The sequence below is a fragment of the Bacillus sp. GbtcB14 genome (genome assembly GCF_019091205.1).
GTDB lineage: Bacteria > Bacillota > Bacilli > Bacillales > Bacillaceae_G > Bacillus_A > Bacillus_A cereus_AG.
Genome location: NZ_JAGXJT010000016.1, coordinates 1 through 16326, shown reverse-complemented (window position 1 = coordinate 16326; position 16326 = coordinate 1). Strand labels below are relative to the sequence as shown.

Genomic DNA, 16326 nt, shown 5'->3' with positions numbered 1-16326 from the left:
TATATGGCAATTCTTAAAGCTGGTGCGGATGCGGGAAATAGTGGTTTAAAGTTAAATGTATTAGGTCTTGATCCTTTATTCATACCAAGTATTTATTCACATCACATTGGAGAAGCAACAAACATTTTGAGTGATGAGGATATTTCTGTTGAAGATTTAGAAAACAACATTGATGTTACAATTTCATCACCTACCTTAAAAGCAAACAATCTGCGTTACATTATTGGTCAAAAAGTGATTGATGAAAACATTAAAGGTATTGAAATGGAAAAGAAATCGGATAAATCGAAAGATGATCTTGTGCTACTTGTTACATTAGCTGGTTTAGCAATTACAGCTATGAAAAAACAACCAAATAAAAATAAAATTGATGTTACTTATGATCTTTCTGTTGCATTACCTGTAGCAACAATTACGCCTCAAACAGCACAAGAATTTGTAGAGCGTTATATGAATCATCATACGGTAAAATTCCATCACCCAAGCGGACGTGAAGTAGTAGTTAATATCCAAATTGAATTTTGCAAGTGTTTACCAGAAGGTGCGGCGGGTTCATGGGGAATCGTTTATGATGAAAAAGGTAAAACCATCAAAAGAAAAGTAGAAGCTACAGAAGGCAAAACTACAGAAATAGACTTTGTTGACAAAACAATATTATCTTTCGATATTGGCGCTGGTACGACAGAAGAAGTTGTTTCTCATGGTGTTAGTTTTAAACATAAAATGAGTCGTGGTTTACCATATGGAGTGAAAGAAACTTTACTTGATATTATCAAGGTTTGGAACTTAAACAATAAACAAAAGACAATAGACAGTATTGCTGAATTTAATGCAATTTATCTTGATTCTGAACATCCTCGTCATATTCGTTTAAAAGAGGCATCACGTGGCGCGTTATTGGGTTTAGCAAATCGAATTGCAACTGATATTATTAATAAAATTGATGATATGAAAGATGATCCGTATGTATTCATTTATGGTGGCGGTGCCGCAATCGTAAAAGAAAGCCTACAACAAATTTTAGAGCAAAAAGGACGTTTAACAAATGTTATTTTCTTAAAAGACCCACTTTTCGTAAATGCACGCGGATTACTTGTGTACACATGCTCTCCAAGATTTGAAGAATTAAAAGAAAAAGCGCTTGCTCCTGTCGGTGAAAAATAATGGCTCGTAAAATATACAAAGCTGGTGATAGAGCAAATGTCTATATTAAGAAAGACATTTCACCAGACATGATCGATTTTATTAACAAACAAAGTGATCTTACAATGTTCTTTTTGTATGCGGCGCAACAACTTCATAAACAAATTGGTAATACAGATGTAGCGGAAATTTTACCGCGTAAATACACATTTACATTAGATAACGAAACACAACCTTTACCAATCAAACACGATGAAGGTTCAAAAACTGTTCATACACCTGTTTCGGTTCAAACTCATATCGAAACAAGTCAAGAGATAACGAATCCTGGGGAATCCAATGATAAAGAAGAAAATACATCATGGAATAAACTGAATGATTTAGAAGATGATCCATATGCATAATACAATCAAAAAGAGTTGTTCTTTTATAAAAGAACAACTCTTTTTTTATTAAATACACAAGGATTCTATTAAAAAGTGTATAATATTATCCGAAAAGGAGGTGTATGTGACGTGTCACATGACGCCGTAACAGATATACAAAATGTTTACTGGACCCGCGAGGTTGCTGAATTATTAGGAGTTAAGGAAGGAACTATACGCAAGTATGCCCGTTTATTAGAAGATCGCGGCTATAACTTCCACCGTAACGACCATGACCAACGAGGTTTTTTTGACAAGGACGTTATTATTCTAAGAAAAATACAAGAATTAAGTAAAAGTAAGTCTATGACGCTAGATGATGCCGCAAATGCTATTATATCAATGAATCAGCCTAACAGTTTGGTGCCCATTACGCCCCCCGTCACAGACGAAAACACGCATCACATAACGCGTTATGAAAATGTAATGGAAGCATTACAGACTTTAACACAAGAAAATAGTGAGTTGAAACAAATTTTAGGTGTCATTTCAGAAGAAATGGTTGAACAAAAAAAACTATTACAAAAACAATCCAAACAAATTGAGCAATTGCATGTAGAGCTAAAAGAAAGTAAACAAGCTCTTAATGCTCCAAAAGAAAAACAAGGATTCTGGTCTAAGCTCTTTTCAAAAAATGAAGACGTATGATGAAAATTGTATAATACGTCTTCATTTTGTTTTAACGAAATTAATTACTTTTCTTCAAAACTAAATTTTAATTTACTGTTTGCAATTTAAGTCTTTTTTTATATTTTCTTACATGTAAATGTCAAAGTATTTCTGGAAACCGCCTTGCAAAGATTTGTTGTATGATGCGTAAGTCAAATCTTTGCATTATATGTATACCAGATTACTAGCTAAAAATTAAAAGAATCGTTCGTTTCATTGTTTCATAAAAATTTCGCTTTCTTCCCATATTTAAAAAAATATTAAACTCTAAAGAATAGATTTTAAAAAATCTGTCCAAACTTGTAACCAAATTATACAAGTTTAGGAGAGATGCAAAGTGTTTTTTAAAGATAATAAAACCATGTTAAAAAAATGGCTGGATCGTCACGGAATAGAGCAACAAAAAATTGCGCGTACCGCGGGTATTTCTTTACCAACAATGACAAAGGCTTGTCGTGATAAAACCTATATTCCAACACCCCTTGTAATGAAAAAACTCTTGAAAGCTATTAGAAAAATAGACCCTTACGCACAACCGCATGATTTTTGGAGAATGTAAAAAGCACAAGCGACAATGTCTTGTGCTTCATTTATTATTTAAGTAACCACCAACACTGATTTGTAATTTTGTTTAAGGCGTCTGCTATGCCTTCTAACCGTTCCATTTCTTCTTTTGTATATTCTTGTTCATACATCTCACGATGATCCTCTGTCATTCGTTCTAATGTGAGATACATCCAATATGCAATTTCATGCGGGCCGATCTGATACTTTTGAAATGTCTCATTGAGTTCTTTTGCTAAATCATTCATAACAAACAACTCCTTTTCATTTGAATTATCCGTACTTTTGTTGTAATTCTATCCACGATCGCCCATACATACGAGAATGCCTTTTTGTTAGGAAACTATTATCGTATTTTGCTTTAACCGGTGGAGCCATTTTACAAATGAACGATGGTTGCATTTCTCCCCCAGCTCTTACACTAATAATCGCGTGATGTGCTGGTATTTTATATGCTTGTTCTAGTGAAATTGTATCCTCAAATCGATACTTAGATAATTCAAATGTCTTTGTATGATCGTTCATAAATAGGAATTGCTGTACGCCGCCACCTTGTAAATTCTCTTGTAATGACGGTTTCAATTTGTTCCAATGGTGAAATGCATAGATGCTTCCTAGTCTCTCTTTTCTGCCCTCTGTACCCACTCTACCCATCAATTTAGTTAATCCTTCACTTTCATATTGCTCGGGTTCATTAAAAATGATAAACGCCCCATTTTCTTGCTCTTTTTTAGTCATTAATAGCCTGGTCATGAAGGTTTTTAGTGTGATCCAGTGAACCAGGGTTTTTACTGCATGTTCCCCCAATCCCCTAGCATTTGGAACCCTTAAAATAATAACTTTTCCTTCTTGCATCCATTTACCAAAATCAAGTTCTTTCAATGGGTCTTGTGCAAAGATATCATACAATCTTTCATTCCCAAAAAAGCGGTTTAATCTGGTTATGATGGGATCACACTTATTCCCTAATTGTTCATTATCTCCCCACTGTATCAGCTCATTCGCAAGACGCAAATTCCCTTCATTCACTAATTCTTGAATACGATTTACCCGAAAGTCCTCATCTTCTATAATACGTTTAATATTAAATAGACTTCCTTTACTTGCTTTGGCCGCATCCGTTAAATATTTTTCACTTCGGCTTAATCCTTCAATTTGCATGAAATCAATCATTTCATCCGCAAATCTTGAAGCACCGTTCCGCCCTAGCTTTGTAATTACTTCTGTTAAATCTAGAGGTGGGATATAATCACTGTCGTTTAAATCCAGATCAATAATGTTTTCTGGTGGTAATGCATCACGAATCCCGTCTGCCATACCCCGCCCACCTTCTTCTACAATTGCATCTGGTATGATAAAACTAATCTTATGTTTTGTATTTCCCTCAATAACAAAATTCTTAATTGATGTATCTTTACCAGCCCCCTGTCCTCCTATAAAGACGTAACCTCTATAAAAATTGTCTGGATTATCTATTGGCATATAGATTGGTATTTTGTGATCTTTCAATTCCGAATGTCCCAAAAATATTCCTTTCTCATCCCGCATAATCGCTGGTATCTCAATTTCAACTTTCTTTTTTACACTCAATGCATCTGCATATTTTCGTTGCAACTCTTTTACAGGCATTTGCAAAGCTAATTTGCTCATTTCATCGGTACTCATCAAATTTACATTCGGATCAAACTTTGTCTTGCTTGATAGTTCGAATGTGTTTAATTCCTGTAATATTTCTGTTTGGCGTTTTCTCATTCTTATTTTTACGCCATGTAGTTCATTCGTTTCTGATAAATCCATCATAGAAAGTGCTAAGGTTTCCCCCATTGTCTCCCTGGTTAACCGATCATGGGAATGTGAGGCCACCCGTATACGCGTTTTAAAAACAGGTTGATTTCCTTTGTCATAACTCACACGATTTGTTCCAACTTCATCAGCGGTTGTATGTGCCTTTTTAATGATGTGCTCTTTGCTAAATTTTTTATCTGATTTAAAAAAAGCGTTCGAGAACGCCTGGAATGTATCAGTTAATAAATCATTTATTTCATTAATAACAGCCGCAACACCAATTTTAGCCCCTGTTACAAGTCGTTTGCCGCTCATATTAACCCGTTGGGGTGGTTTACCCTTCTTTAACTTTTCAATGGCCCAGGAAGCGTTTTTCACCCATTTCTGGCGGTTTTCCGCTTCATTACAGATACTCAATCGGCAAATGTCTCCATCATAACTTAGTTCATCAATAACACTTAAAATATTACCAATAGGCGTTTTTGTATCGTTGCTATTTGTATTTAAGGAAAAGATGTCATGTTTCAAATATCGCATTTCTTGTACGATTGTATTTTCATTAGAAATTTGCAAATCTGTTATTTCGGCTTCCTTAATTGTCACACTCATTTTGTTCTCTAGTTTTCTTTTGAGCTTTAATGCTTGGTATTCGCTAGTTGCTACATAAAATTCAATTTTCTTCTGGCCCTTTTTCTGTTTGAAAACAACATCAAACCAGAAATAGTCCTTTTCACGATAATGAAATGTAATCCCTTTTCTTTCTATACGACTTCCCATACTTTCGTACATTTCATACATCTTATAGATCGCCCGCCATAAACGCTTTGTATTATTAGATACATCCGCATGAGGAATAATCCGATATACAACCATTTTGTTTTTTTCTACTTGTAAAAATTGTTTTAAAGAATATATCTCTTTTCTTTTAAACCAGGATTTTTTTATTTTCTTAGGTTCATATACTACTGGCAAATATTCATTTTGTGCCAAAACAGGAAGGTTTGTATTTTCTATATCGCATATAATAAAGCCTTCTCCCTGTATCATTTTAGGCCCCTCCTAATATACATATTGCTAAGATAAGTCCGCCTGCAAAATAGGCAAGCGGCTTCATCATTCCGCCTTTGTTTGTCATTGAACCTATCATGATAAATCCAGCTGTCACCAATGCACCATATCCCATAATATCGGGCAAATTTAGAATAAACCAATGACCTAATTCGCTTACTATATCAACCATAAATTCACCAACTGGCTTGAAAATCCATTCCATTTCCTTCCCTACAATAGCATCACTAAAATTATTTAATTGATCTAAAAAAGAACCCTCTTTTGCCTTTTCTCCAATATACCCAGCTGTATTAGCCGCAATCATTTTTCCACCTTCTAAAATGAATTTCACAAGGACCCCTCCTTTTAAATTCCCTTTAAAAAGTCTCTTATGTCAACCGCATGTCTAGCCAAGATATACCCACAACATGCACCAATTAAAATTTCTATTGCCTTTGTACGGTGACCCAATGCCCAGGCCGCGCCCGAAAAGATAATAACTAAAACTACGCCCGCATCAAACCCGTTCATAATGGCACTATGAACATTGCCAAACGTCCCGTTAACTCCCGCGGCAAATGTTACTTTTGGAAGTATTAATATTAATGAACTCCCTGTAGCGGTAAAAACCTTTTTAAGTACGTTCTTACTATTTGTTTCTTTATGTGCTTTCTTTTTATAACTTTGGTCCATAAAAGAGCGAAAAGAAATCGTTTCTGTCTTAGTCATGATGCAACACCCCTCGTATAATTTTAAAAGAACTACACATACTACTTATAAATGAAAAGTAGGAGGTCTAACGATATGCATGTTGCAATTGCTGTCGCTGTAGGCGCGATTATTGGATCACTTGTTAATGTTTTTGTTGGGTAAAAATACAGGCAGTGAGCTTTTTGAAGGCTCCTGTCTTTTTGTTTGCGCCTTAATTTGTTCAATACGTGCCGCGGCACTTAATTTCTTCTTTCCTGTTACACTCTGTTCGTCTTGTCGAATTGGTGAAGGTACTTGTTTTCTATCCTCTTCGCATGTTATTTTTTTATGTTTATCGGGTATATCGTTCCAGATTAATTTCTTTACATAACCCGAAAAATTTTTACGCTTTACATGCTGTAACATGATCCGATCCTTTTCATTCTTCTTATTAAATGCTACAGGTTTACTAAACTTTGATCTTTCCATTCTGTTCACCCTCCCCGATGTGACCGATAATATCGGTATTACTAAAACGTATTCCTTTCTGTTTGTACGTTATTCACCTTTTTATACAAAAAAATTCTCTACTTTTTTATTTAATCGATATGAGCGGTAATATCACTTTTCCCATAAAACAATGACCCTTTTAGGCCACATTTTTAATCATTAGCTATCAGCGTGCTTTACGCTATTAGCTATATGCCGACATTATGAAACTTGTGCAAGTACAACACGAAAAAGAAGCGTCTTCTCAAAAATTCCGAAATATAAGAATTTTAAAATCGTATCAAAGTATAAAATGTTATAATTATACTGTTCCTTTTGCATCCATAAGAAGGATTTTAAAACCGTAAGACACTTAGAGAGGGGAAACAACTATGTCACTTTTACAGCAACATTTTGAAGAAAGAAGAGAATACATTTTCAATCGTCTCAAACAACCAGAATACATGGAAAGAAGCATAGAAAAAGTTCGCCAAGCTCAAAAAGAGATCAAAAATACAGTGCGAACGATTAAAGATTTGTTACTCTTAGACAAAACCACTGATCCTTGTTTACCAGAGGTCGCTCAATTTTCTCTTCAACACATTACAAATTCAGAGTCGTTTGAGAATGTCAAAAACCTTGTTCCATCCTCTATAAAAAAGTTAAGTGAAGAAGAACGCGCAAAAGTGTTAGATGAAACATTAAGCGTAGCAAACCAAATCATGAATCTAGAACGTACTGTTTTTATTATGATGTTTAATGCAAAAGAAAAAATCCTTATGGATTCTTATAAGAAAAAGCGTAGGTCACAAACAGAACTTCATTATGATGTTGCTGACAAAGAAGGATTTGACAAAGCGTTTTATGAAGAGCGTATTGATTCATTACGAAATGACATTCGTGTAATATCTTTCAAAAAGCTATGTGAGAATGAATCCGCACCAGAGGACTTAGAACTATTCAAACAACGTTATGAAACAATTATTTTACCAAAGGTACAAGAAATTGTTTCTCTAATTGAACCAAGTTTAATAGATATAGACGTATTTTTAAATCCAGTAATCGAGTATGGTGTAGGGGAAATCACTTTAGATGAAATGATTGAAAAACTAAACAAAAACCTTTCTTTATTTCACGAATTATCAAAGATTGAATATTGCCCAACTGTTGAATTAACAGTAAAAGAATATGTATTCTTAGAAGCTATGAACCGTTCAAAAAAAGGAGAGGAGTTGCAACCATCAAAATGATGTATACACAAGAGAAGTTTTATGAAAAATTAATAGAAGAAAAAAAAGAAGTAACGATTTTTCTAATAAATGGTGTCAGAGTACCTGGCAAAATTATCGCTGTTGATAAATTTTCGGTATTAGTTTTAAGCAATGGAAAGCAACAGTTCCTTTATAAACAAGCAATTTCGACTGTTTCTTTATAAAATAAAAAACCTTTAAAAATATTACAATAATAACTTTTTTATCCTTTTATGGGATATCCACTTCAAAAATTACCATACATAATGTACTCTTAGATATAAGAGTTAGTTTTTTTCCTTTAGGGCAAGGCTGGTTTCAGCCTTGTTTTTGTTTGCAATTTTTTGGGTACAATTTTTTCGAGATTCTATGTATAAAGGAGTTTACAAGAAAAAGTGGAAATGAGATTACTACATGACATGATCGAAGATCAAAAAAAAGAATTGAGCAATCTTGTAAAAAAATATGGATTTAGCCATCAAAAAGTAATTGATTTTAGTCAAAAATTAGACCTTTTAATCTATGAAGCAATGGGGAAATATCGATTAGATCAAAAAATTAGGATAAAAAAGAATCCTTAATTCAATAAGGATTCATAACAGGAAGATAAGAGACAGATATAGAAATAAAAAGAATTAATTATATTATAATTCAAAAATATGAAAAGCCATATTGAGAAAAAACGTTAGATGGGTTTCTTTGCCCATCCCCTCGAAAAGGGGGAATAGCAAAAAAAAGTATCAAAAAATACTTTAAAATAAAGGTTTTTACTTCTTTTAAAAATGAATATGTCAAAACATATACAGTTTAATTGACATGTTTCAAATAAATATAAGTTGTATTTTTGAAATAAATTTAGCTAATTCCCCCTTTTCGGGGATTTGGGAAAAAACAACCTATCTTCATACTTTCCCCTACTGATCTTAATTGATTGGTAGGGGAATTTCTTGTTTATGCAAAGAATTTACTATACCCATGTTCATTTGCCCAATGTTTAAAATTATCTTTCCAAATTAACTTAGCACAATCCTCCGAACAACCTCTATCAAAATTATCAGCTTTAAAATTACGGTCATATGCTGAATAGTAACCTTCATCAGTCTTGCTAGATACTTTCTCACCACACCAATTACACTTAAAAGACCAATTTCTTTTATCACTATTAAACTTCTTATATGTATACCTAGCCTTAGGAATCAAATATTTACCCGTTTCATCTTCTTCTAACGAAATAGATACACACCTCATATAATCTAATAACTGCATATGTTTATTGTAGTCATCTATATTAGGCATATCTTCACGCATATAAAACTCTTTAATTTCCTCAAACAATGCTTTTACATCTTCTTTTGAATAAACAGTGCCTCTTTCATCAGCTAAACAAGAATATTCTCTAGATTCCCCATTATCTTCTTGTACTTCTACTGGAATAACACGATAAAACTTAGGAAATACCCTTCTTATATCAATAGCCATTTATTTCATCCCCCTTAGTTTTAATAAATTTCCCCTTTTATAATGATAGCATTACATACAAAAAGGGAACATGGATTATCTCCACATTCCCTTTTTCAAATTTCTATATGTTCAAAGATCGTTTAATCAACTCAATGATGACAGCAGAGATAACAACATCAAAATTAACATGAAAATAGAATTCTGTTGTATTTGAATCTTTATCTCTCTTAAAGAAAAACTTAAACATGTATCAGCACCCCATTTTTAATTATTTTTAATTTTAAAATGGTTGATGGTTGCTGACTGAATGACACCGCATTAAATTTCTAAAAGAATAACGAACCTCTTCATCCCATTATAGGGCAAGACATTACATAGGAATTACTCACGTACCTATATTATCTCAAATTTTGCATAATCAAACAAGTGTTTCCATGTTATTTTTTTCTAGAATCTTATTTTGATTCCTGATCTTTATTCTCTTACTCTATATTTCCCCTCATCACTTAACCAGCTTAACTATCATTTGTTTTTCTTTATAACCTGATTCTGTGATATACTCATGATAAGTAAGGGAATCACTCCCCTTCTATGTACTTATTTTAATTTATCTATTCACTTTTGGCGTTTAACTCTATGGAGTTAAGCGTCCTTTTTCGTTTTTCCCCTATATGGGTTTCTTTGCCCATCCCCTTGAAAAGGGGGAATAGCAAAAAATACTTTAAAATAAAGATTTTTACTTCTTTTAAAAATGAATATGTCAAAACATATACAGTTTAATTGACATGTTTCAAATAAATATAAGTTGTATTTTTAAAATAAATTTAGCTAATGCCCCCTTTCGGAGATTTGGGCAAAAACAACCTAGATTGAATTTTCTGATTAATTGTTTTGAAATAAAAACGAGTTGTAGTAACAAGCTGTCATTAAACCCCTTACACGAAAAAGGTTGGCAAATATCCAATCTTTTTTTATGTAAATAGGCTCTCTTGCTTTTTGCATGAGAGCCTATCTACATTCGGGAACTACCTCTCATTATTATAAAGAAATAATCCATATAAAACCAATAGGTTTTTTAATATTAAAACGCTACATTTTTTATATTCTATGTTAAAATTAGTGATTGAGGGTACAATTTTTCAAGAGAAAAAGGCAAACAATATAAATACTTTCTGAAAGTGTTCAATTCAAGTTCAACAAAAAGCATTTGTTATTCTATAGCAAATGCTTTTTGACAAATTATATTGTTTTTTATAACATAAAAAAGAATTGAGTGGTCCAGACTCAATTCTTCGGGTGAAGTCATTTGCCAACGAATACCTGGTGAAAGAATCCTTCTTTAATGATTGGATTCTTTTACTTTGTTTTGAGCATAAAATGTAATACTGTATAAGCCATTTTTCTTGTTGAACATCCTCGTTTGAGTGCCAATTGTTGTAAGAGTTTTTGCTGAAATGGTGATAATTCAATTTCTACAAAGTGCTGAAAAGCATAAGATTGCCTTACAGGTATATCCTCCATATAGATATAGTCTAAACCTTCTGTTACTAACTCCGATGCAATTTGATCTAAATTTTCGTTATACAATGCGAACTCTTCCAATCTTTCATGCAAATGTGGTTCTAATGAAATTAATAACTTCTTATTATTTTTTCGGAATTTCTGTTTTTGGCCTTTCCAGTAATTTTGCTCTTGCATAACTGCATGTAACATTTTGATTCCCCCTATTTATAATTTTAATTTGTATTTCTTCCTTAAAATCAAATCCCTACTTATTATTTCTTACGGTATCAATTGCGGCTAAACAAGCGGCTATCCCAAGACGCTTTTCACTATATATTTTCTTGTTCACTGTTAGGTACCAGCACCCTTTTTCTTTTACACTCAATAGATCGTCATATTGCCTCCCTAATTTTTCTAGAATAAAAGTGGATTCCTCAACAGGATTGAAATATTCAATTGGCATTCTAATAAATGGTGTACAATTCTTCCCCCAATATGTACCGCATTTTTCTAGCCCCAAAAACTCTTTTGCAATGACATGATCTAGCCTTTCTGTTGCAACAGATAAATCATGATAAGGTATCCACCAATTAGAATCACTCATAGCCACAAATTCTTTTGCAATACTGTTGTATAAGATTTGGCAGATACTAATACCTTCAAAGTCATCTTGTGTGACAACAAAATCAGACTGTCTTAATTTGTGCCCGTTTTTATCCGTTGTACCAATTTCAAATTCTTCACTTTTCAATAATTGAACTGTTTTCATCACATGAAATTCCCCCTTTATTTCCTAAATGAACATGCTAAAATATTTTTGAAGGCATCTTATTTCTTGTGCCCTTCACCAATACGATCACTCATCACACTTCCCCTTTCTGTTGCTTTATGGCAATGGAAAGGGATTGTTTTGTAAAGCGGCTTTTACTTTCTTGCATAGCGTTTTGAAGCAATTTCAACTTTGTTTCTTTGCAAAGAACTCTCCATACAGATACACCGATTTTCATTTTTCATTTCTCCTTTTCTTTATTTATTCAATGCCTCTCAAAGCTCTACTTAGCTTTTATATGCCCTAAAAGGGGTACAGCCAGCATTTCGGAAAAAAACCACGCTAAGCAAATTTATATGAAAAAAGAGCCGTATTTTACTCCGTTAAGAGTAAATCGGCTCTTTTATATTCAAAGGGCGTAAGGATTGTAAACTTGTTGCATGTAATCCCTCAAACTTATATTCACCTAAGAAATTGATGTGTTCCCAACCTAAAGGCCATATATACGGCATTAAATCCTCTCGAAATTCGCCTGTATCTTTTAATTCTTCTACGGCTTTTTCCATATAGACCGTATTCCATACACTTATCGCATTAATAATAATATTAAGTGCACTGGCCCGTTGCAATTGATCTTGGAGGGCTCTTTCTCTAAACTCTCCGCTCTTTCCGAAAAATATAGCTCTGGCTAAGGCATTTGTGGCTTCGCCTTTATTTAAGCCTTTTTGTATTTTTCTCCTCACTGATTTACTCGAAATATAATCTAAGGTAAAGATCGTTTTTTCTATTCGACCCATTTCACCAAGGGCGGTCGCTAATTTATTTTGTCTTGCATAAGATCCAAGTTTCCCCATTATAAGTGAGCTAGATACTTTACCTGTTCTTACGGAGTATGCTAACCGTAAAACATCATTGTAATTTTCTTGAATAACCTTTAAATTAATTTTCCCTTTTAATAGTGACTGAACATTTGGATATTCTTGCACACCGTTAATAGTAAAAAGTTTTGTATCCATTAAGTCACGAATACGTGGTGCAAAGCGGAAGCCTAGAAGATGTGTTAATCCGAAAACTTGATCTGTATATCCGGCGGTATCTGTATAATGTTCTTCAATCATGAGGTCTGTTTCATGATGAAGTAAACCGTCAAGGACGTATAGTGCATCTCGGGCATTTGTATTAATTACTATTAAATAGAAGGAAGCAAATTGATCACTTATAAACCTATAGATAGTTGCTCCTCTTCCTGTTCCATAATGCGGGTTTGAATCAGCATGTAAAGAGCGAACGCCAATAGGTACCCGCATTCCATCTGAAGACGATGTATTACCGTCTCCCCAATATGTTGCTAATTGTCGCCTGTGTTGAAAGTTAACTAGAACAGACTGAGCTCGAACCATAGCATCATCATACATTCTCCATTGCGCAGTGTTTGCCATTTGTCTATAAGAGATTCCAGGAGTAGCCTCTGCCATCTTTGTAAGACCAATATTTGTTCCCATTGCCATCAGAGTTGCTAATACTACATTCTTCTCTTCTTTATCAGGAGATTTGTTCGTTGAAGCATGAATAAATTGCTCATGAAATCCAGTCCAGCTGGAAACTTCTAATAGTAAATCTGTGAGCTTTATTCTTGGTAACATATTATGTAGACGGATACTAAATGCTTTTGCTTCTTCTGGAGTCCCTTTATCTAACCTCTCCACATATAGCTTTCCTTGGCTGATATCAACACCTTCTAATTTTTCACTATTTTTTGATAACCAGTCCAAACGTTGGTTTAGCGAAGTAATCCTTTCTGTTAAGTACTCCTCGACCGTTAAAGGAACTGCCAAGTAATTTTCCGCATTTATTATGTTTCTCCAATCCTCTTCAGATATTAAGTAATCATCAAATGCCTTATGCTGTCTACTTCCTGAAACAAATACATCTCCTGATCTTATGTAATTTCGCAACTCTGTTAATGCTGCAAGTTCGTAATAATGTCGGTTAACATTCCCTTCGTCGTCATACACATGTTTTTGCCAGCGATTTGATACAAAATTCAAAGGTGCACTCATCGGTACTTTTCGCTTTCCGTTTATGTTTAAATCATGTATAGTATGAAGCGCTTGAAGTACTGGCTCTGCCGATTTAGTTGATCCAAACTGGAAGACCCTTAATAGGGTAGGCGCATACCGCCTGATATAAGAATATCTAGTCTCCAACAAATCTAAATAATCATAGCTTATAGGTCTTGATAACTGTTTGGCTTCCTCAACCGATTCCACCATTTTATCCCACGGCATAACGTCATCTAGAGCTGTAAAAGCATCTTTTCCTACTTCTTTCGCTTCAATAAGTGCTCCACATATCTTGATAAATTGTACAAGTTTTTCATTCAGTTTTTTACCATTTACTTTTTGCATCTCATCTTGTGCTTTTTTTCCTTTTAATTGAAGATTCATCATAATACGGTCGTGTATTTCAATTGCATAATCGATTAAATCTTGTGTAATTTCTAGCATAAAAGCAACTAAAATACTGTATCTTCTCACTTCATCAAACCTTCTAAAGGCATATGGTTCATATTTTGATCCTAATCTTGCAAGCTGCCGAAGGCGGTTGGAATTAATCTTGCTCGTATCAACTACAAGCCCTATATCTTTTACATATTCAAATCGCTCCACAACCTTGAGGAAAGACTCTGGTGATGGTTGAGAGGGAAGTTGTTTTAACCAAGCCAATGGCGAAATTCCATTATTTGTGGGTAGAAGTAAAGCATCTATTCTTTTCTTTTGCTCAGATGTTAAGTCATCATACAAAATACTGTATACTTTTTGATCTGCTTGCTGTTTGGCTTCCCAAACTATATTTTCAATTACATACATGGCAGGAAGAATAACTTTTGATTTCCGTAACATGGACAGTGCTATTTCAATTAAATGAAGTGAATTGCTGTTTTCCATAGCTTGTTGTGTGAGATGTTTCAACAGATTTTCTTCATGGCTAGAAGAAAAATTAGTGAAATTATACTCCTCACGAATTTCACTAAGATGCTCCCATAATGTATTACTACGATTGGCATATCTAGAAAACTCTTCTGCAGGAATCTGTAGCTGTCTTGCGATATGCTTGATTACTGACATAGGAATATCTTTATACTCGGTTAAAGCCCATCCAGGATAACGAATTAATGCCAGTTGAAGAGCAAAACCTAAACGATTATATCCTCTACGGTGCTTGAAGATTAAATGTAAGTCATGTTTAGAAAAGGTATGAAATGTTACCAAATCCCATTCTGTTAAACGTGATAAATCCATTAACTCAATTCGTTGTGCCTCCGACAGTAATTGTTTAACTCCCATTATTTCCGTTTTCCTCTCTTTAAGAATTTATTTTTATTTTTTAGTTTAGGTAGTTTAAAGTTATGTAGGGCAATGTTGTATATACGGTTAATTCTTTAACCACTTGTAGAAAGATCTCTGCAGATGCTATAAGGGGACATGAGAATAGCCTTTATTATACAAATTATAACATTTAACTAAGTATAATTTGATTAGTATATATCAAATGTAAAATCCCAGTCTTAATCCATAAAAAAAGAGCCCTATATCCCTTGGGCTCTACCATAAATTCGTATACAATAGTAGTCCTTCAAAACTAGTATTGTATGTATATAGTATTAATTTTTTTAAACTGCAGTAGATATAAATACAGAGTATACAGCACTTTGAGTAATTCCTGGAGTTATAAAAAGTGAGATAGCATCTGTCCTTGCAACTGGATTACCAGGTATTGTACTAGTCCATGTAACTGTTGCAGGGGCTACCACTGGATTAGGATTAAATACCTTTACAGGTTGTGCTCCAATATCAGTTGGTTTAATCGAAAACACTATAGTTCCAGTAATATTGGCTGTAAGTGTAAGCGTAATTGTAGAGACTATTTGACCAGCACCCGGTGAAGCTAGATTAGTAGGTACATTATCACATACTCGCAACAAATATACACCTGTACCTAAGTTATTTACATTTATAGAAGCAGAAAACGCAACAACACTACCAGCTCCTGCTGTTACATAAGGGAGCGTTTGTGAATCTGCACCAGGTGATCCTGCTATGCGCTGAAATCCCGCATTAGTACCACCAAAAAGGATAGCCTTTGTAGAAGTTGTTGCTGTAGCGCCTGTAGCTCCAGTAGCTCCGGTAGGACCTGTAACTCCCGTAGAACCAGTAACTCCCGTAGGACCGGTGGCTCCCGTAGGACCAGTAGCTCCGGTAGGACCTGTAACTCCCGTAGGGCCTGTAATTCCCGTAGGACCTGTATCTCCGGTAGGGCCTGTAGTTCCCGTAGAACCAGTGGCTCCGCTAGGACCGGTGGCTCCCGTAGAACCAGTGGCTCCGCTAGGACCTGTAACTCCCGTAGAACCAGTGGTTCCCGTAGGACCAGTGGCTCCGGTAGGACCTGTAACTCCCGTAGAACCGGTGGCTCCCGTAGGACCAGTAGCTCCGGTAGGACCTGTAACTCCCGTAGAACCAGTGGCTCC

At 34.5% G+C, this 16326-nt stretch carries 18 protein-coding genes; 7 read left to right on the top strand and 11 right to left on the bottom strand.

All coding sequences use genetic code 11. The annotated features are described in order from the left end of the window. Nucleotides 1-3: 3 nt before the first annotated feature. From KVT31_RS26640 to KVT31_RS26625, 4 genes are all read left to right on the top strand, one after another. On the top strand, nucleotides 4-1164 hold the full coding sequence (locus KVT31_RS26640) for a ParM/StbA family protein (RefSeq protein ID WP_000996173.1): 1161 nt from the start codon (nucleotides 4-6) through the stop codon (nucleotides 1162-1164). Then, nucleotides 1164-1547, top strand: a complete 384-nt coding sequence (locus tag KVT31_RS26635) for a hypothetical protein (protein WP_000101420.1) — start codon at nucleotides 1164-1166, stop codon at nucleotides 1545-1547. The genes KVT31_RS26640 and KVT31_RS26635 overlap by 1 nt, the downstream gene beginning before the upstream one ends. Before the next feature lie 111 nt (nucleotides 1548-1658). Next, nucleotides 1659-2216 carry a MerR family transcriptional regulator gene (locus tag KVT31_RS26630; protein WP_061678391.1) on the top strand — a complete coding sequence of 186 codons (558 nt, stop codon included), beginning with the start codon at nucleotides 1659-1661 and terminating at the stop codon, nucleotides 2214-2216. A gap of 358 nt (nucleotides 2217-2574) precedes the next feature. Then, entirely contained in the window at nucleotides 2575-2796 is a 222-nt protein-coding gene (locus KVT31_RS26625) for a helix-turn-helix domain-containing protein (RefSeq protein WP_061678390.1), read from the top strand. 34 nt (nucleotides 2797-2830) lie between these two features. Here KVT31_RS26625 and KVT31_RS26620 read toward each other — a convergent pair whose 3' ends face one another. The 5 genes from KVT31_RS26620 to KVT31_RS26600 all read right to left on the bottom strand — a co-directional run bounded on the left by KVT31_RS26620 (nucleotide 2831) and on the right by KVT31_RS26600 (nucleotide 6815). Continuing rightward, nucleotides 2831-3049 (bottom strand): hypothetical protein, encoded by a 219-nt coding sequence (locus KVT31_RS26620; protein ID WP_061678389.1) that lies wholly within the window; start codon nucleotides 3047-3049, stop codon nucleotides 2831-2833. 25 nt (nucleotides 3050-3074) lie between these two features. Beyond that, the gene (locus tag KVT31_RS26615; RefSeq protein ID WP_061678388.1) at nucleotides 3075-5633 is read right to left on the bottom strand and encodes a hypothetical protein; all 2559 of its coding nucleotides are present in this window, start codon (nucleotides 5631-5633) and stop codon (nucleotides 3075-3077) included. 1 nt (nucleotide 5634) lies between these two features. Beyond that, the gene (locus KVT31_RS26610) at nucleotides 5635-5988 is read right to left on the bottom strand and encodes a hypothetical protein (RefSeq protein ID WP_000668764.1); all 354 of its coding nucleotides are present in this window, start codon (nucleotides 5986-5988) and stop codon (nucleotides 5635-5637) included. Between the two features lie 14 nt (nucleotides 5989-6002). Further along, the gene (locus KVT31_RS26605; RefSeq protein WP_000167718.1) at nucleotides 6003-6365 is read right to left on the bottom strand and encodes a hypothetical protein; all 363 of its coding nucleotides are present in this window, start codon (nucleotides 6363-6365) and stop codon (nucleotides 6003-6005) included. Between the two features lie 117 nt (nucleotides 6366-6482). Beyond that, nucleotides 6483-6815 carry a hypothetical protein gene (locus tag KVT31_RS26600; RefSeq protein ID WP_061655298.1) on the bottom strand — a complete coding sequence of 111 codons (333 nt, stop codon included), beginning with the start codon at nucleotides 6813-6815 and terminating at the stop codon, nucleotides 6483-6485. A gap of 392 nt (nucleotides 6816-7207) precedes the next feature. On the opposite strand from KVT31_RS26600, the gene KVT31_RS26595 reads away from it, so the two are divergent. From KVT31_RS26595 to KVT31_RS26585, 3 genes are all read left to right on the top strand, one after another. Then, nucleotides 7208-8065, top strand: a complete 858-nt coding sequence (locus KVT31_RS26595; RefSeq protein WP_061678387.1) for a hypothetical protein — start codon at nucleotides 7208-7210, stop codon at nucleotides 8063-8065. Continuing rightward, nucleotides 8062-8250, top strand: a complete 189-nt coding sequence (gene hfq / locus KVT31_RS26590) for an RNA chaperone Hfq (protein WP_016123539.1) — start codon at nucleotides 8062-8064, stop codon at nucleotides 8248-8250. Before KVT31_RS26595 ends, hfq begins: the two co-directional genes overlap by 4 nt. Nucleotides 8251-8460: 210 nt before the next feature. Continuing rightward, the gene (locus KVT31_RS26585) at nucleotides 8461-8646 is read left to right on the top strand and encodes an aspartyl-phosphate phosphatase Spo0E family protein (RefSeq protein ID WP_061678386.1); all 186 of its coding nucleotides are present in this window, start codon (nucleotides 8461-8463) and stop codon (nucleotides 8644-8646) included. A gap of 370 nt (nucleotides 8647-9016) precedes the next feature. Here KVT31_RS26585 and KVT31_RS26580 read toward each other — a convergent pair whose 3' ends face one another. From KVT31_RS26580 to KVT31_RS26555, 6 genes are all read right to left on the bottom strand, one after another. Then, nucleotides 9017-9544: a hypothetical protein gene (locus KVT31_RS26580; protein WP_061676393.1), complete on the bottom strand. Its 528-nt coding sequence runs from the start codon at nucleotides 9542-9544 to the stop codon at nucleotides 9017-9019. Nucleotides 9545-10882: 1338 nt separating this feature from the next. Further along, nucleotides 10883-11239, bottom strand: a complete 357-nt coding sequence (locus KVT31_RS26575; protein ID WP_061678385.1) for a hypothetical protein — start codon at nucleotides 11237-11239, stop codon at nucleotides 10883-10885. A 55-nt stretch (nucleotides 11240-11294) separates the two neighbouring features. Next, the gene (locus tag KVT31_RS26570; RefSeq protein ID WP_061678418.1) at nucleotides 11295-11798 is read right to left on the bottom strand and encodes a hypothetical protein; all 504 of its coding nucleotides are present in this window, start codon (nucleotides 11796-11798) and stop codon (nucleotides 11295-11297) included. A gap of 94 nt (nucleotides 11799-11892) precedes the next feature. After that, nucleotides 11893-12036 (bottom strand): hypothetical protein, encoded by a 144-nt coding sequence (locus tag KVT31_RS26565; protein WP_000690451.1) that lies wholly within the window; start codon nucleotides 12034-12036, stop codon nucleotides 11893-11895. A 145-nt stretch (nucleotides 12037-12181) separates the two neighbouring features. Next, on the bottom strand, nucleotides 12182-15145 hold the full coding sequence (locus tag KVT31_RS26560; protein WP_217613661.1) for a Tn3 family transposase: 2964 nt from the start codon (nucleotides 15143-15145) through the stop codon (nucleotides 12182-12184). A 326-nt stretch (nucleotides 15146-15471) separates the two neighbouring features. Then, a partial coding sequence (locus KVT31_RS26555; protein WP_217613660.1) for a collagen-like domain-containing protein occupies nucleotides 15472-16326 on the bottom strand: 855 nt, incomplete at its 5' end.